Here is a 16,320-nt window from a genome sequence, read left to right on the forward strand (position 1 = left end):
CCGTCCTCTTACTTAAAGATTACAATCGTTGCGCCGCTCCCCCCAGCATTTTGCGGAGCATAGCCGAAGGACTTGACGTGCTTGTTGCGGCGGAGGTATTTTGTCACTCCTTCACGGATGACGCCGGTCCCGATACCGTGAATAATATCCACCTGAGCCATATTATTGAGGAGAGCCTGATCGATAAAGGCATCCAAATCTTCCATGGCCTCTTCGTAGCGTTTACCTCGCAGATCCAGTCTAGCTTTCGGTCCAGCAGTATTGGCCCGCTTGACCACATTGACCTGCTTGCGCTTAGGCTGCTGCTCTTTTTCAGCCTTGAGTAAGTTAAACTCCTGCTCTTCTAGAGTCATCTTGATAAGACCGACCTGAGCTTCCCAGCGGCCGTCCTTGAGCTGCTTGACCAAGGTTCCCCGCTGACCATAGCTGGTGACTAGGATATCATCTCCCACCTTGGGTGCCCGATTTTTCTTGGCCTGCTTGAGCACCTTATTCTTCGATAAATCAACCGTTTCTGGTGCCAACTTTTTAAGCTGAGCCTTGGCTTCAATAATCTCATGCGGTTTGAGACTGGACTTATCATGGAGATTTTTGAGAATGCTCTCACTCTCTGACAAAGCCAAATCAACGATTTCCTGAGCTTCCAATCGCGCCTTATTGAGCTCGGTTTCCTTTTCTCGGTTAAATTCATTGTAAAGTTTTTTGAGGGCTCGGTTAAATTTGAGATTTTCCTGCTCCACCTCACTGATATTATCTAAACGCTTGCGACTTTCCAGCGTCTGCTCCTCCAGGCGCTCAATGATTCGATTGACATCACTGTCCGTGTCAGTCTGCTCTTGGGCATGGCCAACGATAACTTCCGACAAGCCCAAACGCCGAGCGATTTCAAAGGCATTGGAGCGGCCAGGTACTCCCTGCATAAAGCGATAGGTCGGCCGCAAACTATCTGTATCAAATTCCATGCTGGCATTCTCTACCCAGTCCGTCTCAATCCCATAGGCTTTGAGCTCAGGATAGTGGGTTGTCGCCATAGTTTTAATCTGCCTTAGCCGCAAATCTTCCAAGATAGCAATCGCCAGAGCTGCACCCTCCTGCGGGTCAGTCCCAGCTCCCAGCTCATCCAGAAGAACCAAGCTCTCGCTATCAACCTGCTCTAAAATAGAGACGATATTGGTCATGTGGCTAGAGAAAGTCGACAGGCTCTGCTCAATGGACTGCTCATCACCAATGTCTGCAAAAATCTGACTGAAAATCCCGACGCGGCTCCCCTTGTCCGCCAGAATCGGCAGACCTGACTGAGCCATGATCTGAGCTAAGCCCAAGGTCTTCATCATGATGGTCTTACCACCCGTATTAGGCCCAGTAATGACAATCTCTGTCAAGTCTGGCCCGAAATGCAAATCATTAGCCACTGCATTTTCAATCAGGGGATGGCGGACACTGAGCAGTTGGATATCCTGCTCCTCCGACAGGTCTGGCACCACCGCTCCCGTCTCCTGCATGAAGCGGACCTTAGCACGCACCAGATCCAGATGTCCGATAATCCAAGCATTGTTGGCAATTTCAGCTGCATGGGGACGGAAGAGGTCTGATAATTCCTGCAAAATCCGCTGAATTTCATAACGCTCGTCCGCCCGACTGCTGGCAATTTCTTCGTTGAGATTGACAACTGCTCTAGGCTCGATATAGACGGTATTGCCGCTGGCAGAAATATCGTGAACCACACCAGAAATGCGGTTGCGGTAGGTATTTTTCACGGGCAGCACATTGCGGCCATTCCGGCTGGCTACTACCTGATCCGCCAGCATCTCTCCCTTGTTTTTGAGAATCTCTTGCAGAATTTCCCGCACCTGGTTTTCATTTTCTTGAATTTTCCGACGGATGCGGCTCAAACTTTCGCTGGCAAAGCTTTCGATAAAGCCGCCATCATTCACAGCCTGCAGACTTCCTTGCAGCTTAGGGAAAATAACTAGGTTCTCAAACAGACGATCCAGCTTTTCCAAGTGCACATTTTCCAAGTCATCATAAAAAGACTTGAGCTCCTGAGTCACAGCCAAGACGCGCTTGAGAGCCAAAAACTCCTCAATATTCAAGTCGCTTTCCAGCTCCAAACGCTTGGTCAAGGCAGTGATATCCTGAGTCGCAGCCAGACTAAAGTGGGGATGCTGCACAAAAATCTGCTGCATATCTGTCATTTCCAGAAAAGCTGAGGCCACCGTCTCCTTCTTGCTGGTAGGCAAAAGCAGACCCAGCTCCAGCTGCCCCTGTTCAGTCAAAAGATAGGGAGCAAAAAGTTCTTTAATCTTGTTAAATTCTAAGGTTTCTAAAATTTTTGTGTTCATAATTTTCTTTTCTAGTAAAAAAGAACCCAGCTAGCAGGCCAACTGAGTCGTCTTTTATCCGATAACTTGATTCACCCAGAGATCTTTGAGGATATTGGATGTGATAGGGGTATACTTGACAATAAAGCGAATCATAAAGCTGCTGTTGAGCCGCTCCTGAACCATCTCCATCGGCACCGTCGCTAAAATAGTCAGACACATTCCCAAAACAAAAATAGAGATGCAAACAGCGATGGCTCCGCTGGTCACATTGTACCATTTGGTATCCAGCTTATTGGGGTAGGGAATCAGATTCGCAAAAATCCCAAAAAAGCGCCCAAGGATGTAGACAGCCGTAAAAATAATGAGATAGGCCAAACCAGCATAAAAAACCTGATCCAACTGAAAGAGCTGGGAGCTAGGGAAAAAATAGGTCGAAGAGCCCTGAGTCGCACTGGCATAAGGCACCCAAAGGCTGATAAACTTAGCCAAGCTCTTATAAAAAGCTCCAGCCACCAGCATAGAAACCATGGTTGCAGCAGCATAATAGCCCTGCAGAACAATACCACGCGAGTAGCCAATATAAAAGCTCCAGGCCAATATTAGTAAAATAATAATAGAAAACATTATTTCTCCTCTATTTACCCGACTTTTCTCTCAAATCACTGAGCATTTTGTGACGAAAGTCTTCTAGTTCTTTTTCCTTGTCGTCAAACTCAATCTCGCGGCTGAGCTGGGTAGACAGGCTATTGACCGCCAGCAAAATCGCCAGGACTTCATCATCTGCCGCAGGCATCTGCTCTTTGATAGCCTTGTATTTTTCCTTTGCTACCCGTTCCACTTCTTCCATAAAGAGATTATCGTGTTCTGTTGTTAGAGTTAAGGTCTTGTTTCCAAATGTAAATTTATATCGATTCAAATTTGCCATAAAATCACCTCATTGTATTATATCAAAAAAGAAGCCCTTTGTCAGTTATTAAAACACTTGGAACTAGACTGGGACTTTCTTTTTCATCATTTTTGACATAGCAAATAGCGATACACTCCTGCAAAATTTTTGTAGGATTTTCAATCTTATGACTTTAGACTTTTCCTTTTTATGGTACAATAGGGGGTATGGAAACTATCACCCTCAGTCCAAAACAGCAAGAAATTCAGGCTTTTGTTGAGAAATATCAGAGCCAGCTGGCTCCTAACAAGAACCCACATATTCAATATTTCTTCCGGCTGGATCAGGCGACGGTCAGTGTCTTCAGCTCTGGAAAAGTTCTCTTTCAAGGGGCAAAAGCTGTTCACTACGCTGGCTTTTTTGGCCATCAAGTGACTAAGACCAGTTCTAGTCCTGCTTCTCAGAATTTTGCCCTCATTGGGACAGATGAGGTCGGAAACGGCTCCTACTTTGGAGGTCTAGCCGTCGTAGCTTCTTTCGTTACTCCAGACCAGCACGACTTTCTGAGAAAACTGGGCGTTGGTGATTCTAAAACCTTGAACGATAGAAAGATTCGCCAACTGGCGACGGTCTTGAAAGAAAAGATTGCCCATCAAGCTCTGCTCTTATCGCCAGAGAAGTACAATGAAGTCATCGCTTCTGGCTACAATGCCGTCTCTGTCAAGGTAGCTCTGCACAATCAAGCTATCTACCTACTGCTGCAGAAAGGCATCAATCCCGAAAAAATCGTCATCGATGCCTTTACCAGCCAGCAAAACTACAATAAATACCTAAAGCAGGAAAAAAATCACTTTCCAAATCCGGTAAGTCTGATTGAAAAGGCTGAAGGAAAGTTCCTAGCTGTTGCAGTCAGCTCTATTATCGCTCGCGACCTCTTTCTGGAGAATCTAGAAAATCTCAGTCAAGAGTTAGGCTATACCCTGCCTAGCGGAGCCGGAAGCAAGAGCGACCAAGTTGCCAGCCAGATTCTTCAAACCTATGGAATGGCCGGTCTGCAGCATTCTGCTAAACTCCACTTTAAAAATACTGAAAAAGCTCAAAAAATTCTAGAAAGGTAACCTATGAAAAAATCAAATACTGCCGTTGTCATTCTCAAAGAATGGGGACTCTTTATCATCTTTATCTCTGTCATTATCCTATCACGGCTCTATCTCTGGTCCCCTGTAAAGGTAGATGGCCACTCTATGGACCCTACGCTGGCTAATGGGGAATACCTGCTTGTGCTTAAATATCAGTCTATTGACCGATTTGATATCGTTGTTGCCACTGAAACAGATAAAGATGGAACGACCAAGGAGATTGTCAAGCGGGTTATCGGTATGCCGGGTGATACTATTCAGTATGAAAATGATACTCTTTACATCAACGGCAAAAAAACAGACGAGCCTTACCTGACGGACTACATCAAAAAATTCAAAGAAGACAAGCTTCAATCCACTTATACTGGGGATGATTATGATGACAATGGTGTGTTTTTCAGAAAACTCGCTGCTCAGGCTCAAGCTTTCACTGTTGATAGTGAAGGCAGCCCTGTCTTCACCATCAAGCTTCTGGATGATGAATACCTGCTTCTGGGTGACGACCGAATTGTTTCCAAGGATAGCCGCCAAGTCGGCACCTTCCAAAAAGAACAAATCCACGGCGAAGCCAAGTTCCGCTTCTGGCCGCTGCTGCCTTTTAAGACCTATTAAGCATACCGAACTCAGCTGAACTTCAGCTGGGTTCGTTTTAAAAGAAGAACCTATAAACTATGGAATTTTATTTTTCAGGAACGATTGAACGCATTATTTTTGAAAATCCCAGCAACTTTTTCCGCATCCTGCTCTTAGATATTGAGGATACAGATGCCGAGGATTTTGAAGATTTTGAAATCATTGTCACCGGCTCCATGGCAGATGTCATGGAAGGCGAAGACTACACCTTCTGGGGCAGTCTCGTCCAGCACCCCAAATATGGCCAGCAGCTGAAAATCTCCCGCTATGAGCGAGCCAAACCCAGCAGCAAAGGCCTAGTAAAATACTTCTCCAGCGATCATTTCAAGGGCATCGGAGTCAAGACTGCTCAAAAAATCGTCCAACTCTACGGAGAAGATACCGAGGACACCATTGACAAGATTTTAGCAGAGCCGGAAAAGCTGACCCAGATAAACGGCTTAGCAGCTAAGAACCGCGAGGCCTTCGTTGCCAAGCTCAGACTCAACTACGGAACGGAGATGGTACTAGCCAAGCTGGCAGCCTACGGCATTCCCAATAAGCTGGCTTTTCAAATCCAGGATACCTACAAGGAAGAAACGCTGGATATTGTCGAAAAATATCCTTATCAGCTGGTAGAGGATATTCAGGGGATTGGATTTAAAATCGCTGACCACTTGGCAGAAGAGCTGGGTATCCAAAGTGATGCCCCCGAGCGTTTTCGGGCTGGCCTTGTCCACACCTTGCTGACCCAGTCTATGAAGCGGGGAGATACCTATGTTGAAGCTCGTGATTTACTTGAGCATACCATCGAGCTCTTAGAAAGCTCACGCCAAGTGGAGCTGGACCCTAGTCTAGTCGCTGATGAGCTGGCTCATCTGATCGAGGAAGATAAAGTCCAAAATATAGAGACCAAGATTTTTGAAAACAGCCTATTTTTTGCTGAAGAAGGAATAAAAAGTAATCTGCTCCGTCTGCTGGAAAAAGGAGAGCAAGACTGCTTTGACGCAGATAACATTACTGCGGCTATCCAGCAAGTGGAAGAAAGCTCTGGTATCTCCTATGACAGTATCCAAAAAGAAGCTATCTGTCAGGCTATCAATCAGAAGGTCTTTATCCTAACCGGCGGACCGGGTACTGGAAAAACTACCGTTATCAACTGCATCATCGCAGTCTACGCCCAGCTTCGCGGCTTGGATCTGCGAAAAGTTAATGAATTACCTATTCTGCTTGCAGCTCCCACCGGACGTGCTGCTCGGCGCATGAACGAATTGACTGGTCTTCCTAGCGCTACTATCCACCGGCATTTGGGGATGACCGGAGATGATGATACCAGTCATTTGGATGATTATCTGGATGCTGATTTTATCATTGTGGATGAATTTTCCATGGTGGATACTTGGTTGGCTAATCAACTCCTCAGCAATATCTCCTCTCAGACCAAACTCTTGATTGTCGGAGATGCTGACCAGCTGCCCTCTGTCAGTCCGGGTCAGGTTCTGGCAGATTTGCTGCAGATACCGACTATTCCACAGACCAAGCTGGAAACCATCTATCGGCAGAGCGAAGAGTCTACAATCGTTACACTGGCTAGCCAGATTCAGAAGGGTATTTTACCAGCAGATTTTACAGAGAAAAAAGCGGACCGCTCATATTTTGAAGCTAGAAATGAGCATATCCCGCCTATGATTGAGAAAATCGCTAGCGCAGCCATTCGCAGCGGTATCCCAGCTCAAGATGTTCAGGTATTGGCTCCTATGTATCGGGGGCCAGCCGGCATTGACCAGATTAACAATCTTATGCAAAATCTCATCAATCCTGTAGAGAAAGATGAATTGACCTTTGAAGCTCCCGACTGTCAGTATCGCCAAGGAGATAGGGTTATCCACTTGGTCAATGATGCTGAAAGCAATGTCTTCAACGGTGACTTAGGCTATATCAGCGATCTGCTGCCTGCTAAGTACACCGACTCCAAGCAGGACGAGCTGACCATCAACTTTGACGGCAATGAAATCATCTACCCGCGCAGCGAATGGTATAAGATCCGCCTAGCCTACGCCATGAGCATCCACAAGTCTCAGGGCAGTGAATTTCCCGTGGTCATCTTGCCCATCACCAAGAGCAGTCACCGGATGCTGCAGCGCAACCTCATCTACACTGCTATCACCCGCGCCAAGAGCAAGTTGATCTTACTTGGGGAAAAAGTAGCCTTTGACTATGCCGTCAAAAACACCGGTACCGCCCGCAAAACCTATCTGAGAGAGCGTTTTGGCGACCTTCAGTCCCCTCCAGAACTTGCCCACAGTCCTGTAGATATTGTGGAAAAAGCTGTGGAAAACTATATTCTGACCGAAAAAAATTTCCTGAAAATCGACCCTATGATTGGGATAAGAGAAGAAGATATAAAGGGAATCTTTAAGTAAGCCTTGACTCCCTTCTTTGCTCTGTGTATAATGCTAAAATGTGGCTATACGACCAGACAAAACAACAATTAACTTTCTTCAAAGGAGATATTAATGAAATACAATAAATATGCCTCTCTAATAAAATGGGTGCTTGTAGGATGCTGTCTCATTTTATTGGGTACCCGTTCATCAACAAGAATTAAGGATATCAGTGTGGAAACCTTGCGAAAAGAAGGAAAAATTCTTTCTGCAAAAATCTCTGATACCTCCTACAGCCAAGCAATACAAATTACTCATATTGATGGACCGGTTGCTGAGTTAAAAGAAGAGCATGACTCAACCTATTTCTACAAAGTATCTTATATAGATAAAAATGGTAGGGAAAGCGATATTGGCCTGCGCAATGATTCTTCAACTAGCCGCTTCGTAGATGAACTAGAAAAAGCGAATACTTTAGGAGGAGAGCCAAAATGGTTGATTGCCTCAGTACACTCAGCTTCAGATATTCCTGATTACGCTAAAATCATGAACTCGTATCTATTTAATGATGAAAATAACCAACAACTGAAATACTACATCACTCTCTCTGATGACAAAGAATTCCAAAAAGGTGGAACAACTTCCTTCACTTTCTTCACCTATATTGCTATATTCTGCATTTTGATCGGGTTCATCCGTTATTACTTAAACCATAAAAGATTGAATGATTTTTTCAAACTCTATCCCGAGTTGAATGAAACGCTGGATCAGATTGAAAACAATGGTGGTTATGTTGACCCAGATATTCGTATCTTCTTTTACAAGAATCATCTGGTCAGTTACAAATCTAGCTTTAAAACATGTGACATACATGATGCGCTAACAATTTATCATCATAGCTATTCATTGATGATTTCTATCTTTCCAATCATCAGAAAAAATGAGATTCGGATTGTCCTTTCTGATGGCAACGAAGAGAAACTGCCTCTAAGACATCAAAACGTTTCTAAAACAGATCTTGCTTTAACTCGTTTAAAAAATCAAATCCATGACAAATTTCCAAGTATTGAATTATAAAGAGGACAGTTTGCTGTCCTCTTTATATTAACTTTCTACAATTGAAGTTGGAAAATTCGGTGTGCCAATCATCGCTTAGCTTCGTTTTAAGTATGTCAAAGTCTGCTCCATCAGCTCGTCACTAAGAATATCAATGCCAATGGATTCCAGCATAAAGAGGAGACGCTCAGCCTGCTTTTCAAAACTTTTCTCTGAAAATCGACCCCCTAATCGGCCTGACCGAGGAAGATATCCACAGTATATTCAGCACATAAATAAAAAGGCTGGGACAGAATTAAATTTTTTAGTTCTGTCCCAGCCTTTTTTTATGCCTTATTTCTCTGGCTAAAGAGCTGCATGAGCTCATCATCAAAGATATCCATGCCGATCGAGGTCATCATAAACTGCAGAAAATGGAAGCGTTCTGGCAGTTTTTCAGGATCGCTTTCAAAAACGGTCCCATGCATCCAAAAATTCACCAGCAGCAGAAAAACTTCTGCAGCCTGGTCCGGATACTCGGTCTGAAGGGAGCCATCTGCCATGCCTTTTTTGATAATGTCACTGACCACAGAGGCGCCTATCCGCAGATTGTCCCGCATCATGGTCAAAATAAAGCCCGCGTCCTTCTCATACTCACCCAAAATGATGCCATCTATGGCCCGGGCTGTCTGACTTTCCAGATTGGACTTGAGGATGGTTTGCAGCTGCTCTCTGCCAGTCAGATTTTCCGTAGCCTTGAGCCACTGCTTCATCTCTTCTTCCATCAGCTCCTGCCGGCTACTCATCACCGCCAGGACAATCTCATCTTTTGACTTGAAATGATGGTAGATAGCCCCCTTGGAAATGCCTGCCGTCTGGGCGATGTCCTGCATACTGGTCTTTTCGGGCCCCTTTTGGATAAAGAGCTGGGTCGCTGTATTTAAAATTTTTTCTCTCATGGCCTGGGATTTGTCTTTTCGTTGCGCCATTCTGTTCCCCTTTGTTTCTAATATAGCTTTATTCTACCAAAAAAGCCGGGGAAATACAAAACCATAAAAATATCTTTAATCCTTGTCTTGCTGATCCCTTTGATACCAAAGATAGATACTGTAAGCCGCCATCAAGATATAGCCTAGGAAAAAGAGCGGATTTTCCGTCCCCTTCCCCAGGAAAATGCCTTCACCAATGGTATTGATGGCCCCGTGGAAAAGAACACAGTAAAGGATGGACTGACTGACCTTGTAAAGAGCCGCCAGCCAGAAACGGGCTCCAAAAGACTATGGAAAGGGTATAAAGAATTGTCAAAATCAAGAGATGGACCCAAGTCCTTTTTCGGGCCGATCCGATAGAAACCAAGAGCTCCTTGAACGATTTTCCTAAAACCAGTTTGGCTCCAATGGCCGGGCCAAAAACACCAGCGATGGTTAGAACCTGGGAAATAACGGGAATCCTCAGGAAAGCCGAAGCCAGCCAAGCAGACCAGCTGATGCCAAAAGTCCAGGCCAGAAAGGGCAGGATATGCCTTGTCTCTGGCTCTACATGTGTTTGTGTTTTCATATGATTACTCCTTTTTCTTTGGAAGAAGAGCGATTGCCAAGATTTTTAGCCTGCATCTTTCTGAACTCCTTTCCGGTTGCCCTTCCAATACCACCAGCCGACCAGCAGAGCGGTCATGATCAGATTAGCAGCCTGGAAGCTGAGATACCTTCCGCCATTTGTAGCACTGCCGACAATCGTCGCCTGAGCAAAGTTAATGCAGCCGTGAAAGACCATGCAGGCAAAGACAGAGGCCGTCTGCTTGTAGAGAACCGCCAGACAGAAACAGAGCAAGATACCAAAGGAGAGATAGAAGAGCAAAGAAACCTGACCTTGACTCGTTCCCGGAATCAGCCAGAGGGGCAGATGCCAGGCCACCCAGACCAGAGCCGTGATGACAGTTGCCAGAGGGAAGGAGAATTTTTTCTCCAGAGCCGGCTGCAGGAGGCCCCGCCAGCCAATCTCTTCATTGCCGCCTCCAGCAAAGGTGACAAAGGTCCAGCCCAGGGGAAACATCAGAATGGCATTCAGGGGCGGCAAGGCTGGATTAGCGATAAAAAGGGTCAAAACCCGAACCAGACAGAAGACCAGCATGTAAATCCACCAGCCTTTGGCATGGGAGAAGATAAAGTCCAGCATCTTCTTAGGATGAGAAATTTTGAGGCTGATAAAAGTTCCCAAGGTCGGTCCGAAGCCCCCGATGAAATTGAGAGCAAAGCCCAAAGGCTGGGCTCCGCTGGTCAGCTTCAGGGCGGTTAAAATATACAGAATCAGCCAGGCAGACCAGCTAATGCCAAAAGTCCAGGCCAGAAAGGGCAGGATATGCCTTGTCTCTGGCTCTACATGTGTTTGTGTGTTCATACGATAACTCCTTATCAAATGTAGAATAGTGAAAAGTCATCCGAAAACTGGACAAAGGCATCCTTTACTTTCAGTCTTTCAGATGATTGCCTGTTTTGAAACGCAGATTTTTAAAATCCGACCATTCGGTTTGTTTTGTTATAAAAAATAAAGACCTGCGCCAAATAGAAAACGTAGTCTTTTAGTCCTTGCTTAAAATAAAAAGCAAAGATAGACTAAATAATGCTAAAAGCTATGTCAGCACCGTTTAGCTACTGCCTGCTGCTTTTAGTTTCTAAGTTGTCCTGACTCTGATGCTTAAGACAGGCCATTTCTCTGCTACTTGCTCCTTTCTTGATTTTTCAATCGCCGAATTTGCCAGAGATTGGAGGCAAGGCTCAGACCCCCTACTGCCATAATACCCAGTCCTCGCCAAGGGCTAAAGACAGAAGTCAGCAAGCCACCAGCAAGGACAGCATATCCAGCTTTGACTCCCCACTTAGAATAGCGTATGAGATTCTCACCCTGTGTTATCTTTTCCAGCTGCACCTTACGTTTTTCTGCCTGCTGCTGCAAAAACTCTTTCTGACCTTCCCGCTGCCGATCCAGCTCCTGATTAAACTTAAGGATGTGCTCGCTTGTTTTTTCTACTACAGATTTCTTCATTTCTGCTCCTTTCTTTTTAAAAACCGACCAGACGGTTTTTTATTTTATAAACTCAGTATAACAGACACAGAAAACTTTGTCCAGTATTTTTTCAAAAAAGATTATTTTTAGTCAATGAAAATTATCAGACAACTTAGAAACTCGTCACAAGCAACTCTCTCATACTAAAAACTATATCTAAAAAAGCCCGGTAATGAACCAAGCCTTTATCTTTATTCAAACCCCGTCACTGTCAGTCCTAGCAGACGAATACCTCGTGGTTGTTCTTCCAAGCTATCGTATATCTCATGCGCAGTTCGCTCGATTTGCTCCTTGTCTCGAGTGGCTAGATTCAAACTTTTCCTTTTAGTCAAGGTGGAGAAATCGGCATAACGAATTTTCAGAACGATGGTTCGTCCTTTCTTATCATGCTTAGTCAGGCTATTTTCTACCTTCTGAGCCAACAAGGTCAGCTCTTTCTTGATGTCCTCCTCACTATAGAGCAGTTTGGCATAGGTTCGCTCCTTCCCAATCGACTTACGGATACGATTGGACTTGACTGGACTATTACTGATGCCACGCGCTTTCCGGTAGAGATCGAAACCAAAGCGACCAAACTTATCAATCAAGGTCATTTCTGGTATCTTGAGCAGATCTCCACCAGTATAAACTCCCATTTCATGCAGTTTTTCAACGCTTTTCTTACCAACTCCATGAAACTTGGCAATATCCATTGACGCCAGAAAGACCTCAGCCTCTTCGGGTAGAATAACAGTCAGACCATGAGGCTTCTCATAATCACTGGCAATCTTGGCCAGAAACTTATTATAAGAAACGCCTGCCGAAGCTGTCAGATGGAGTTCATTCCAGATATCGTACTGAATCAGCTTGGCTATTTTGACTGCGGATTTAATCCCAAGCTTGTTTTCCGTTACATCCAGATAAGCCTCGTCGATGCTCATTGGCTCAATCAAGTCCGTATAGCGTTTGAAAATTTCTCGGATCTGCAAGCCGACCGCCTGATATTTTTCGTAATTCCCCGAGATAAAAATTCCTTGAGGGCAACGCTCATAGGCTTCCTTGGAGCTCATAGCCGAATGAACTCCGAACTTTCTGGCCTCATAATTGCAGGTAGAGACGACACCACGACCGCCAGTCAAGCGTGGGTCGCTGCCGATGATGACCGGATGCCCCTTTAGCTTAGGGTTATCCCGCTCTTCCACCGAAGCGAAAAAAGCATCCATATCAATGTGGATAATCTTCCGAGATGTATCGTTAATCAGTGGAAAAATCAGCATGCCCTCCTCCTTTCTCCTGCCATCAATCTCAGCTTACAGGCTTTCACAAAGTCGGCCCTTTTTGCTCAAATAAATCTGAAACAGTTTTTCGTTCTGACAAAAAGTATTTTAAACGTAAGATTCTTCGTCAGCAATTTTTGTATGACATTTTAATTACTTTTATTATAACTTTTTTACCCATTTTTCCAAAATATTTGAAAAGAGTTATGTTTTTCAAATCTATAGTACACATCCGAGACTTTTTACTTTCTGTATTATAAAAGAAAGTCTTTCTTTCTGCCGAAAATGGTTTGTGAAACCGATTACCGTATGATATACTTTACTTATAAATGTAACAGTTTATGTTGCTAGAATAAAGAGGAAAATCAAATGGTTGTAAAAACAGTTGTTGAAGCTCAAGATATTTTTGACAAAGCTTGGGAAGGCTTCAAAGGTGAAGACTGGAAAGAGAAAGCAAGTGTTTCTCGCTTCGTTCAAGCTAACTACACACCTTATGATGGAGATGAAAGCTTCTTGGCAGGTCCTACTGAGCGCTCACTCCACATCAAGAAAATCGTAGAAGAAACAAAAGCTCACTACGAAGAAACTCGTTTCCCAATGGACACTCGTCCAGCATCTATCGCTGATATTGACGCTGGTTACATTGACAAGGACAACGAACTGATTTACGGTATCCAAAACGACGAACTCTTCAAATTGAACTTCATGCCAAAAGGCGGTATCCGCATGGCTGAAACTACTTTGAAAGAAAATGGATACGAACCAGATCCTGCTGTTCATGAAATCTTTACTAAATATGTTACTACAGTAAATGACGGTATCTTCCGTGCTTACACTTCTAACATCCGCCGTGCTCGTCACGCCCACACTGTAACTGGTCTTCCAGATGCTTACTCACGTGGACGTATCATCGGGGTTTACGCACGTCTTGCTCTTTATGGAGCTGACTACCTCATGGCTGAAAAAGTTCGCGACTGGAATGGTTTGACTGATATTGACGAAGAAACAATCCGTCTGCGCGAAGAAATCAACCTGCAATACCAAGCACTTGGTGAAGTTGTAAAACTTGGTGACCTTTACGGAGTAGATGTTCGCCGTCCTGCTTTCGACGTTAAAGAAGCTATCCAATGGACTAACATCGCCTTCATGGCTGTCTGCCGTGTCATCAACGGTGCTGCTACTTCTCTAGGACGTGTGCCTATCGTTCTTGACATCTATGCTGAACGTGACTTGGCTCGTGGTACTTACACTGAATCAGAAATCCAAGAATTTGTTGATGATTTCGTTATGAAACTTCGTACAGTGAAGTTTGCTCGTACGAAAGCTTATGACCAACTTTACTCTGGTGACCCAACCTTCATCACTACTTCTATGGCAGGTATGGGTAACGACGGCCGTCACCGTGTTACAAAGATGGACTACCGTTTCCTTAACACACTTGACAACATTGGTAACTCTCCAGAGCCAAACTTAACCGTTCTCTGGACTGATAAACTTCCATACTCATTCCGTCGCTACTGTATGCACATGAGCCACAAGCACTCTTCTATCCAATACGAAGGTGTAACAACAATGGCTAAAGACGGCTACGGTGAAATGAGCTGTATCTCTTGCTGTGTGTCTCCACTTGACCCTGAAAACGAAGAACAACGCCACAACATCCAATACTTTGGTGCCCGTGTAAACGTGCTGAAAGCCCTTCTGACAGGTCTCAATGGCGGTTACGACGATGTTCATAAAGACTACAAGGTATTTGACATCGAGCCTATCCGTGACGAAGTTCTTGAATTCGAATCAGTTAAAGCGAACTTTGAAAAATCACTTGACTGGTTGACTGACACTTACGTAGATGCCTTGAACATCATCCACTACATGACTGACAAGTACAACTACGAAGCTGTTCAAATGGCCTTCTTGCCAACTTACCAACGCGCTAACATGGGATTCGGTATCTGTGGATTTGCCAACACTGTTGATACCTTGTCTGCTATCAAGTACGCAACTGTTAAACCAATCCGCGACGAAAACGGCTATATCTACGACTATGAAACAATCGGAGAATACCCACGTTGGGGTGAAGATGACCCTCGCTCAAATGAACTGGCTGAATGGTTGGTTGAAGCTTACACAACTCGTCTGCGCAGCCACAAACTTTACAAGAACGCTGAAGCAACAGTATCACTCTTGACTATCACATCTAACGTTGCTTACTCTAAACAAACTGGTAACTCACCAGTCCACAAAGGAGTTTACCTCAACGAAGATGGTAGCGTAAACTTGTCTAAATTGGAATTCTTCTCACCAGGTGCCAACCCATCTAACAAGGCAAAAGGTGGCTGGTTGCAAAACTTGAACTCACTTGCTAGCTTGGACTTCAGTTACGCAGCTGACGGTATCTCATTGACAACTCAAGTATCACCTCGTGCGCTTGGTAAGACTCACGACGAACAAGTAGACAACTTGGTTACTATCCTGGATGGCTACTTCGAAAACGGTGGTCAGCACGTTAACTTGAACGTTATGGACTTGAAGGATGTTTACGACAAGATTATGTCTGGCGAAGATGTTATCGTTCGTATCTCAGGTTACTGTGTAAATACTAAGTACTTGACTCCAGAGCAAAAGACTGAATTGACTCAACGTGTCTTCCACGAAGTACTCTCTATGGACGATGCTTTGAGCTAATAAACAACTAAAGACTTACAAACCATTTGAAAGAAGATTGGAAATCTCCAATCTTCTTTTTTGTATTTCAGACTTCGAGTGACTGCCAACTTGATGATATTTTTTAGAGGCTTTATGGTATAATGGTTCTATTGCTATACTAGGAAAAGGACTGGGGAAATGACAGAGAAAGGTATCAGGGAAGAAGCCAAAGATTTCAATCTGGCGGTAGATGTCATCATGCTGGCTGGGACACTGCTGCTGCAGAGCGGATCCGAGACTTATCGGGTGGAAGACACCATGATTCGTATCGCTCATTCGCAAGGGATTATCGACTGCAATGCCTTAGCAATGCCAGTAGCTATTTTCTTTTCGATTGAAAATACAAATGTCTCACGGATGAAGCGCAATCTCAAGACCAACTACAATATCGAGAAGGTCTGCGACGTCAATCAGGTCTCCCGTCAGTTGGTAACAGGAGAAATCAGCCTTCAAGAGGCTTTTGATGAGCTGAATTGCCTCAAAGTTAAGGAGCTGCCCTATAACAACAAGCAACTGATTGCTGCCGCAACGCTCAGTGCTCCCTTCTTCTCCATCATGTTTGGCGGAAACTTCTACGATGCTTTGGGGGCTGCTATTGCCACCTTCTTTGGCTTTGCTTTCTCTTTGTATGTTGACAAATATATCCGCATTCCTTTTGTGACAGCTTTTGCTGGAGCCTTCGTCTTCGGACTACTGGCTCATGTATGGACGCGCTATTCCGGTTTTAACTCCACAGATGATTTGATTATTGCAGGTTCTGTCATGCCTTTTGTGCCCGGCATTGCTCTGACCAACTCTGTGCGTGACATCATGACCAACCATATCAACTCTGGGATGAGCAAGCTCTTTGAATCGCTCCTCATTACCCTTGCTCTCGGTGCAGGTACCTCTGTTGCCCTCCTTATTATGAAATAA

At 44.6% G+C, this 16,320-nt stretch carries 13 protein-coding genes and 1 pseudogene; 6 read left to right on the top strand and 8 right to left on the bottom strand.

What is annotated here, in order from left to right; translation table 11 throughout:
* Positions 1–8: 8 nt before the first annotated feature.
* From DQM55_RS09915 to DQM55_RS09925, 3 genes are read right to left on the bottom strand one after another with little or no spacing between them, the layout of a single operon-like run.
* Positions 9–2,342 (bottom strand): endonuclease MutS2, encoded by a 2,334-nt coding sequence (locus DQM55_RS09915; RefSeq protein WP_111676541.1) that lies wholly within the window; start codon positions 2,340–2,342, stop codon positions 9–11.
* Between the two features lie 54 nt (positions 2,343–2,396).
* Positions 2,397–2,948: a CvpA family protein gene (locus DQM55_RS09920; protein WP_002903748.1), complete on the bottom strand. Its 552-nt coding sequence runs from the start codon at positions 2,946–2,948 to the stop codon at positions 2,397–2,399.
* A gap of 10 nt (positions 2,949–2,958) precedes the next feature.
* Positions 2,959–3,249, bottom strand: coding sequence for a hypothetical protein (locus tag DQM55_RS09925; RefSeq protein WP_002896593.1), 291 nt, complete (start codon positions 3,247–3,249; stop codon positions 2,959–2,961).
* A 188-nt stretch (positions 3,250–3,437) separates the two neighbouring features.
* Here DQM55_RS09925 and rnhC point away from each other — a divergent pair, with 188 nt between their 5' ends.
* The 4 genes from rnhC (at position 3,438) to DQM55_RS09945 (ending at position 8,422) form a co-directional block, all read left to right on the top strand.
* Positions 3,438–4,328 carry a ribonuclease HIII gene (gene rnhC / locus DQM55_RS09930; protein WP_111676543.1) on the top strand — a complete coding sequence of 297 codons (891 nt, stop codon included), beginning with the start codon at positions 3,438–3,440 and terminating at the stop codon, positions 4,326–4,328.
* Positions 4,329–4,331: 3 nt separating this feature from the next.
* Positions 4,332–4,961, top strand: coding sequence for a signal peptidase I (gene lepB / locus DQM55_RS09935; protein WP_002923173.1), 630 nt, complete (start codon positions 4,332–4,334; stop codon positions 4,959–4,961).
* 59 nt (positions 4,962–5,020) lie between these two features.
* A complete protein-coding gene (gene recD2 / locus DQM55_RS09940) occupies positions 5,021–7,384 on the top strand; it encodes an SF1B family DNA helicase RecD2 (RefSeq protein WP_111676545.1) in 2,364 nt (787 codons plus the stop codon).
* A gap of 93 nt (positions 7,385–7,477) precedes the next feature.
* On the top strand, positions 7,478–8,422 hold the full coding sequence (locus DQM55_RS09945) for a hypothetical protein (protein WP_111676547.1): 945 nt from the start codon (positions 7,478–7,480) through the stop codon (positions 8,420–8,422).
* A gap of 305 nt (positions 8,423–8,727) precedes the next feature.
* Here the strand turns inward: DQM55_RS09945 and DQM55_RS09950 are convergent, their stop codons facing one another.
* The 5 genes and pseudogenes from DQM55_RS09950 to dinB form a co-directional block, all read right to left on the bottom strand.
* On the bottom strand, positions 8,728–9,369 hold the full coding sequence (locus DQM55_RS09950; RefSeq protein ID WP_111676549.1) for a TetR/AcrR family transcriptional regulator: 642 nt from the start codon (positions 9,367–9,369) through the stop codon (positions 8,728–8,730).
* A 75-nt stretch (positions 9,370–9,444) separates the two neighbouring features.
* Positions 9,445–9,937, bottom strand: a pseudogene (locus DQM55_RS09955) (hypothetical protein).
* Positions 9,938–9,982: 45 nt separating this feature from the next.
* Complete coding sequence (locus DQM55_RS09960) at positions 9,983–10,777, bottom strand: CPBP family intramembrane glutamic endopeptidase (protein ID WP_111676551.1); 795 nt, start codon at positions 10,775–10,777, stop codon at positions 9,983–9,985.
* Positions 10,778–11,095: 318 nt separating this feature from the next.
* Positions 11,096–11,422: a hypothetical protein gene (locus DQM55_RS09970; protein ID WP_111676553.1), complete on the bottom strand. Its 327-nt coding sequence runs from the start codon at positions 11,420–11,422 to the stop codon at positions 11,096–11,098.
* 212 nt (positions 11,423–11,634) lie between these two features.
* Positions 11,635–12,699, bottom strand: coding sequence for a DNA polymerase IV (gene dinB / locus DQM55_RS09975; RefSeq protein WP_111676555.1), 1,065 nt, complete (start codon positions 12,697–12,699; stop codon positions 11,635–11,637).
* A gap of 369 nt (positions 12,700–13,068) precedes the next feature.
* Between dinB and pflB the strand changes: the two genes are divergently transcribed.
* Entirely contained in the window at positions 13,069–15,384 is a 2,316-nt protein-coding gene (pflB, locus tag DQM55_RS09980; RefSeq protein ID WP_002896602.1) for a formate C-acetyltransferase, read from the top strand.
* Between the two features lie 159 nt (positions 15,385–15,543).
* Positions 15,544–16,320, top strand: coding sequence for a threonine/serine exporter family protein (locus DQM55_RS09985; protein WP_002907316.1), 777 nt, complete (start codon positions 15,544–15,546; stop codon positions 16,318–16,320).

The sequence above is a fragment of the Streptococcus sanguinis genome, from assembly GCF_900475275.1.
Taxonomy (GTDB): Bacteria; Bacillota; Bacilli; order Lactobacillales; family Streptococcaceae; genus Streptococcus; species Streptococcus sanguinis_N.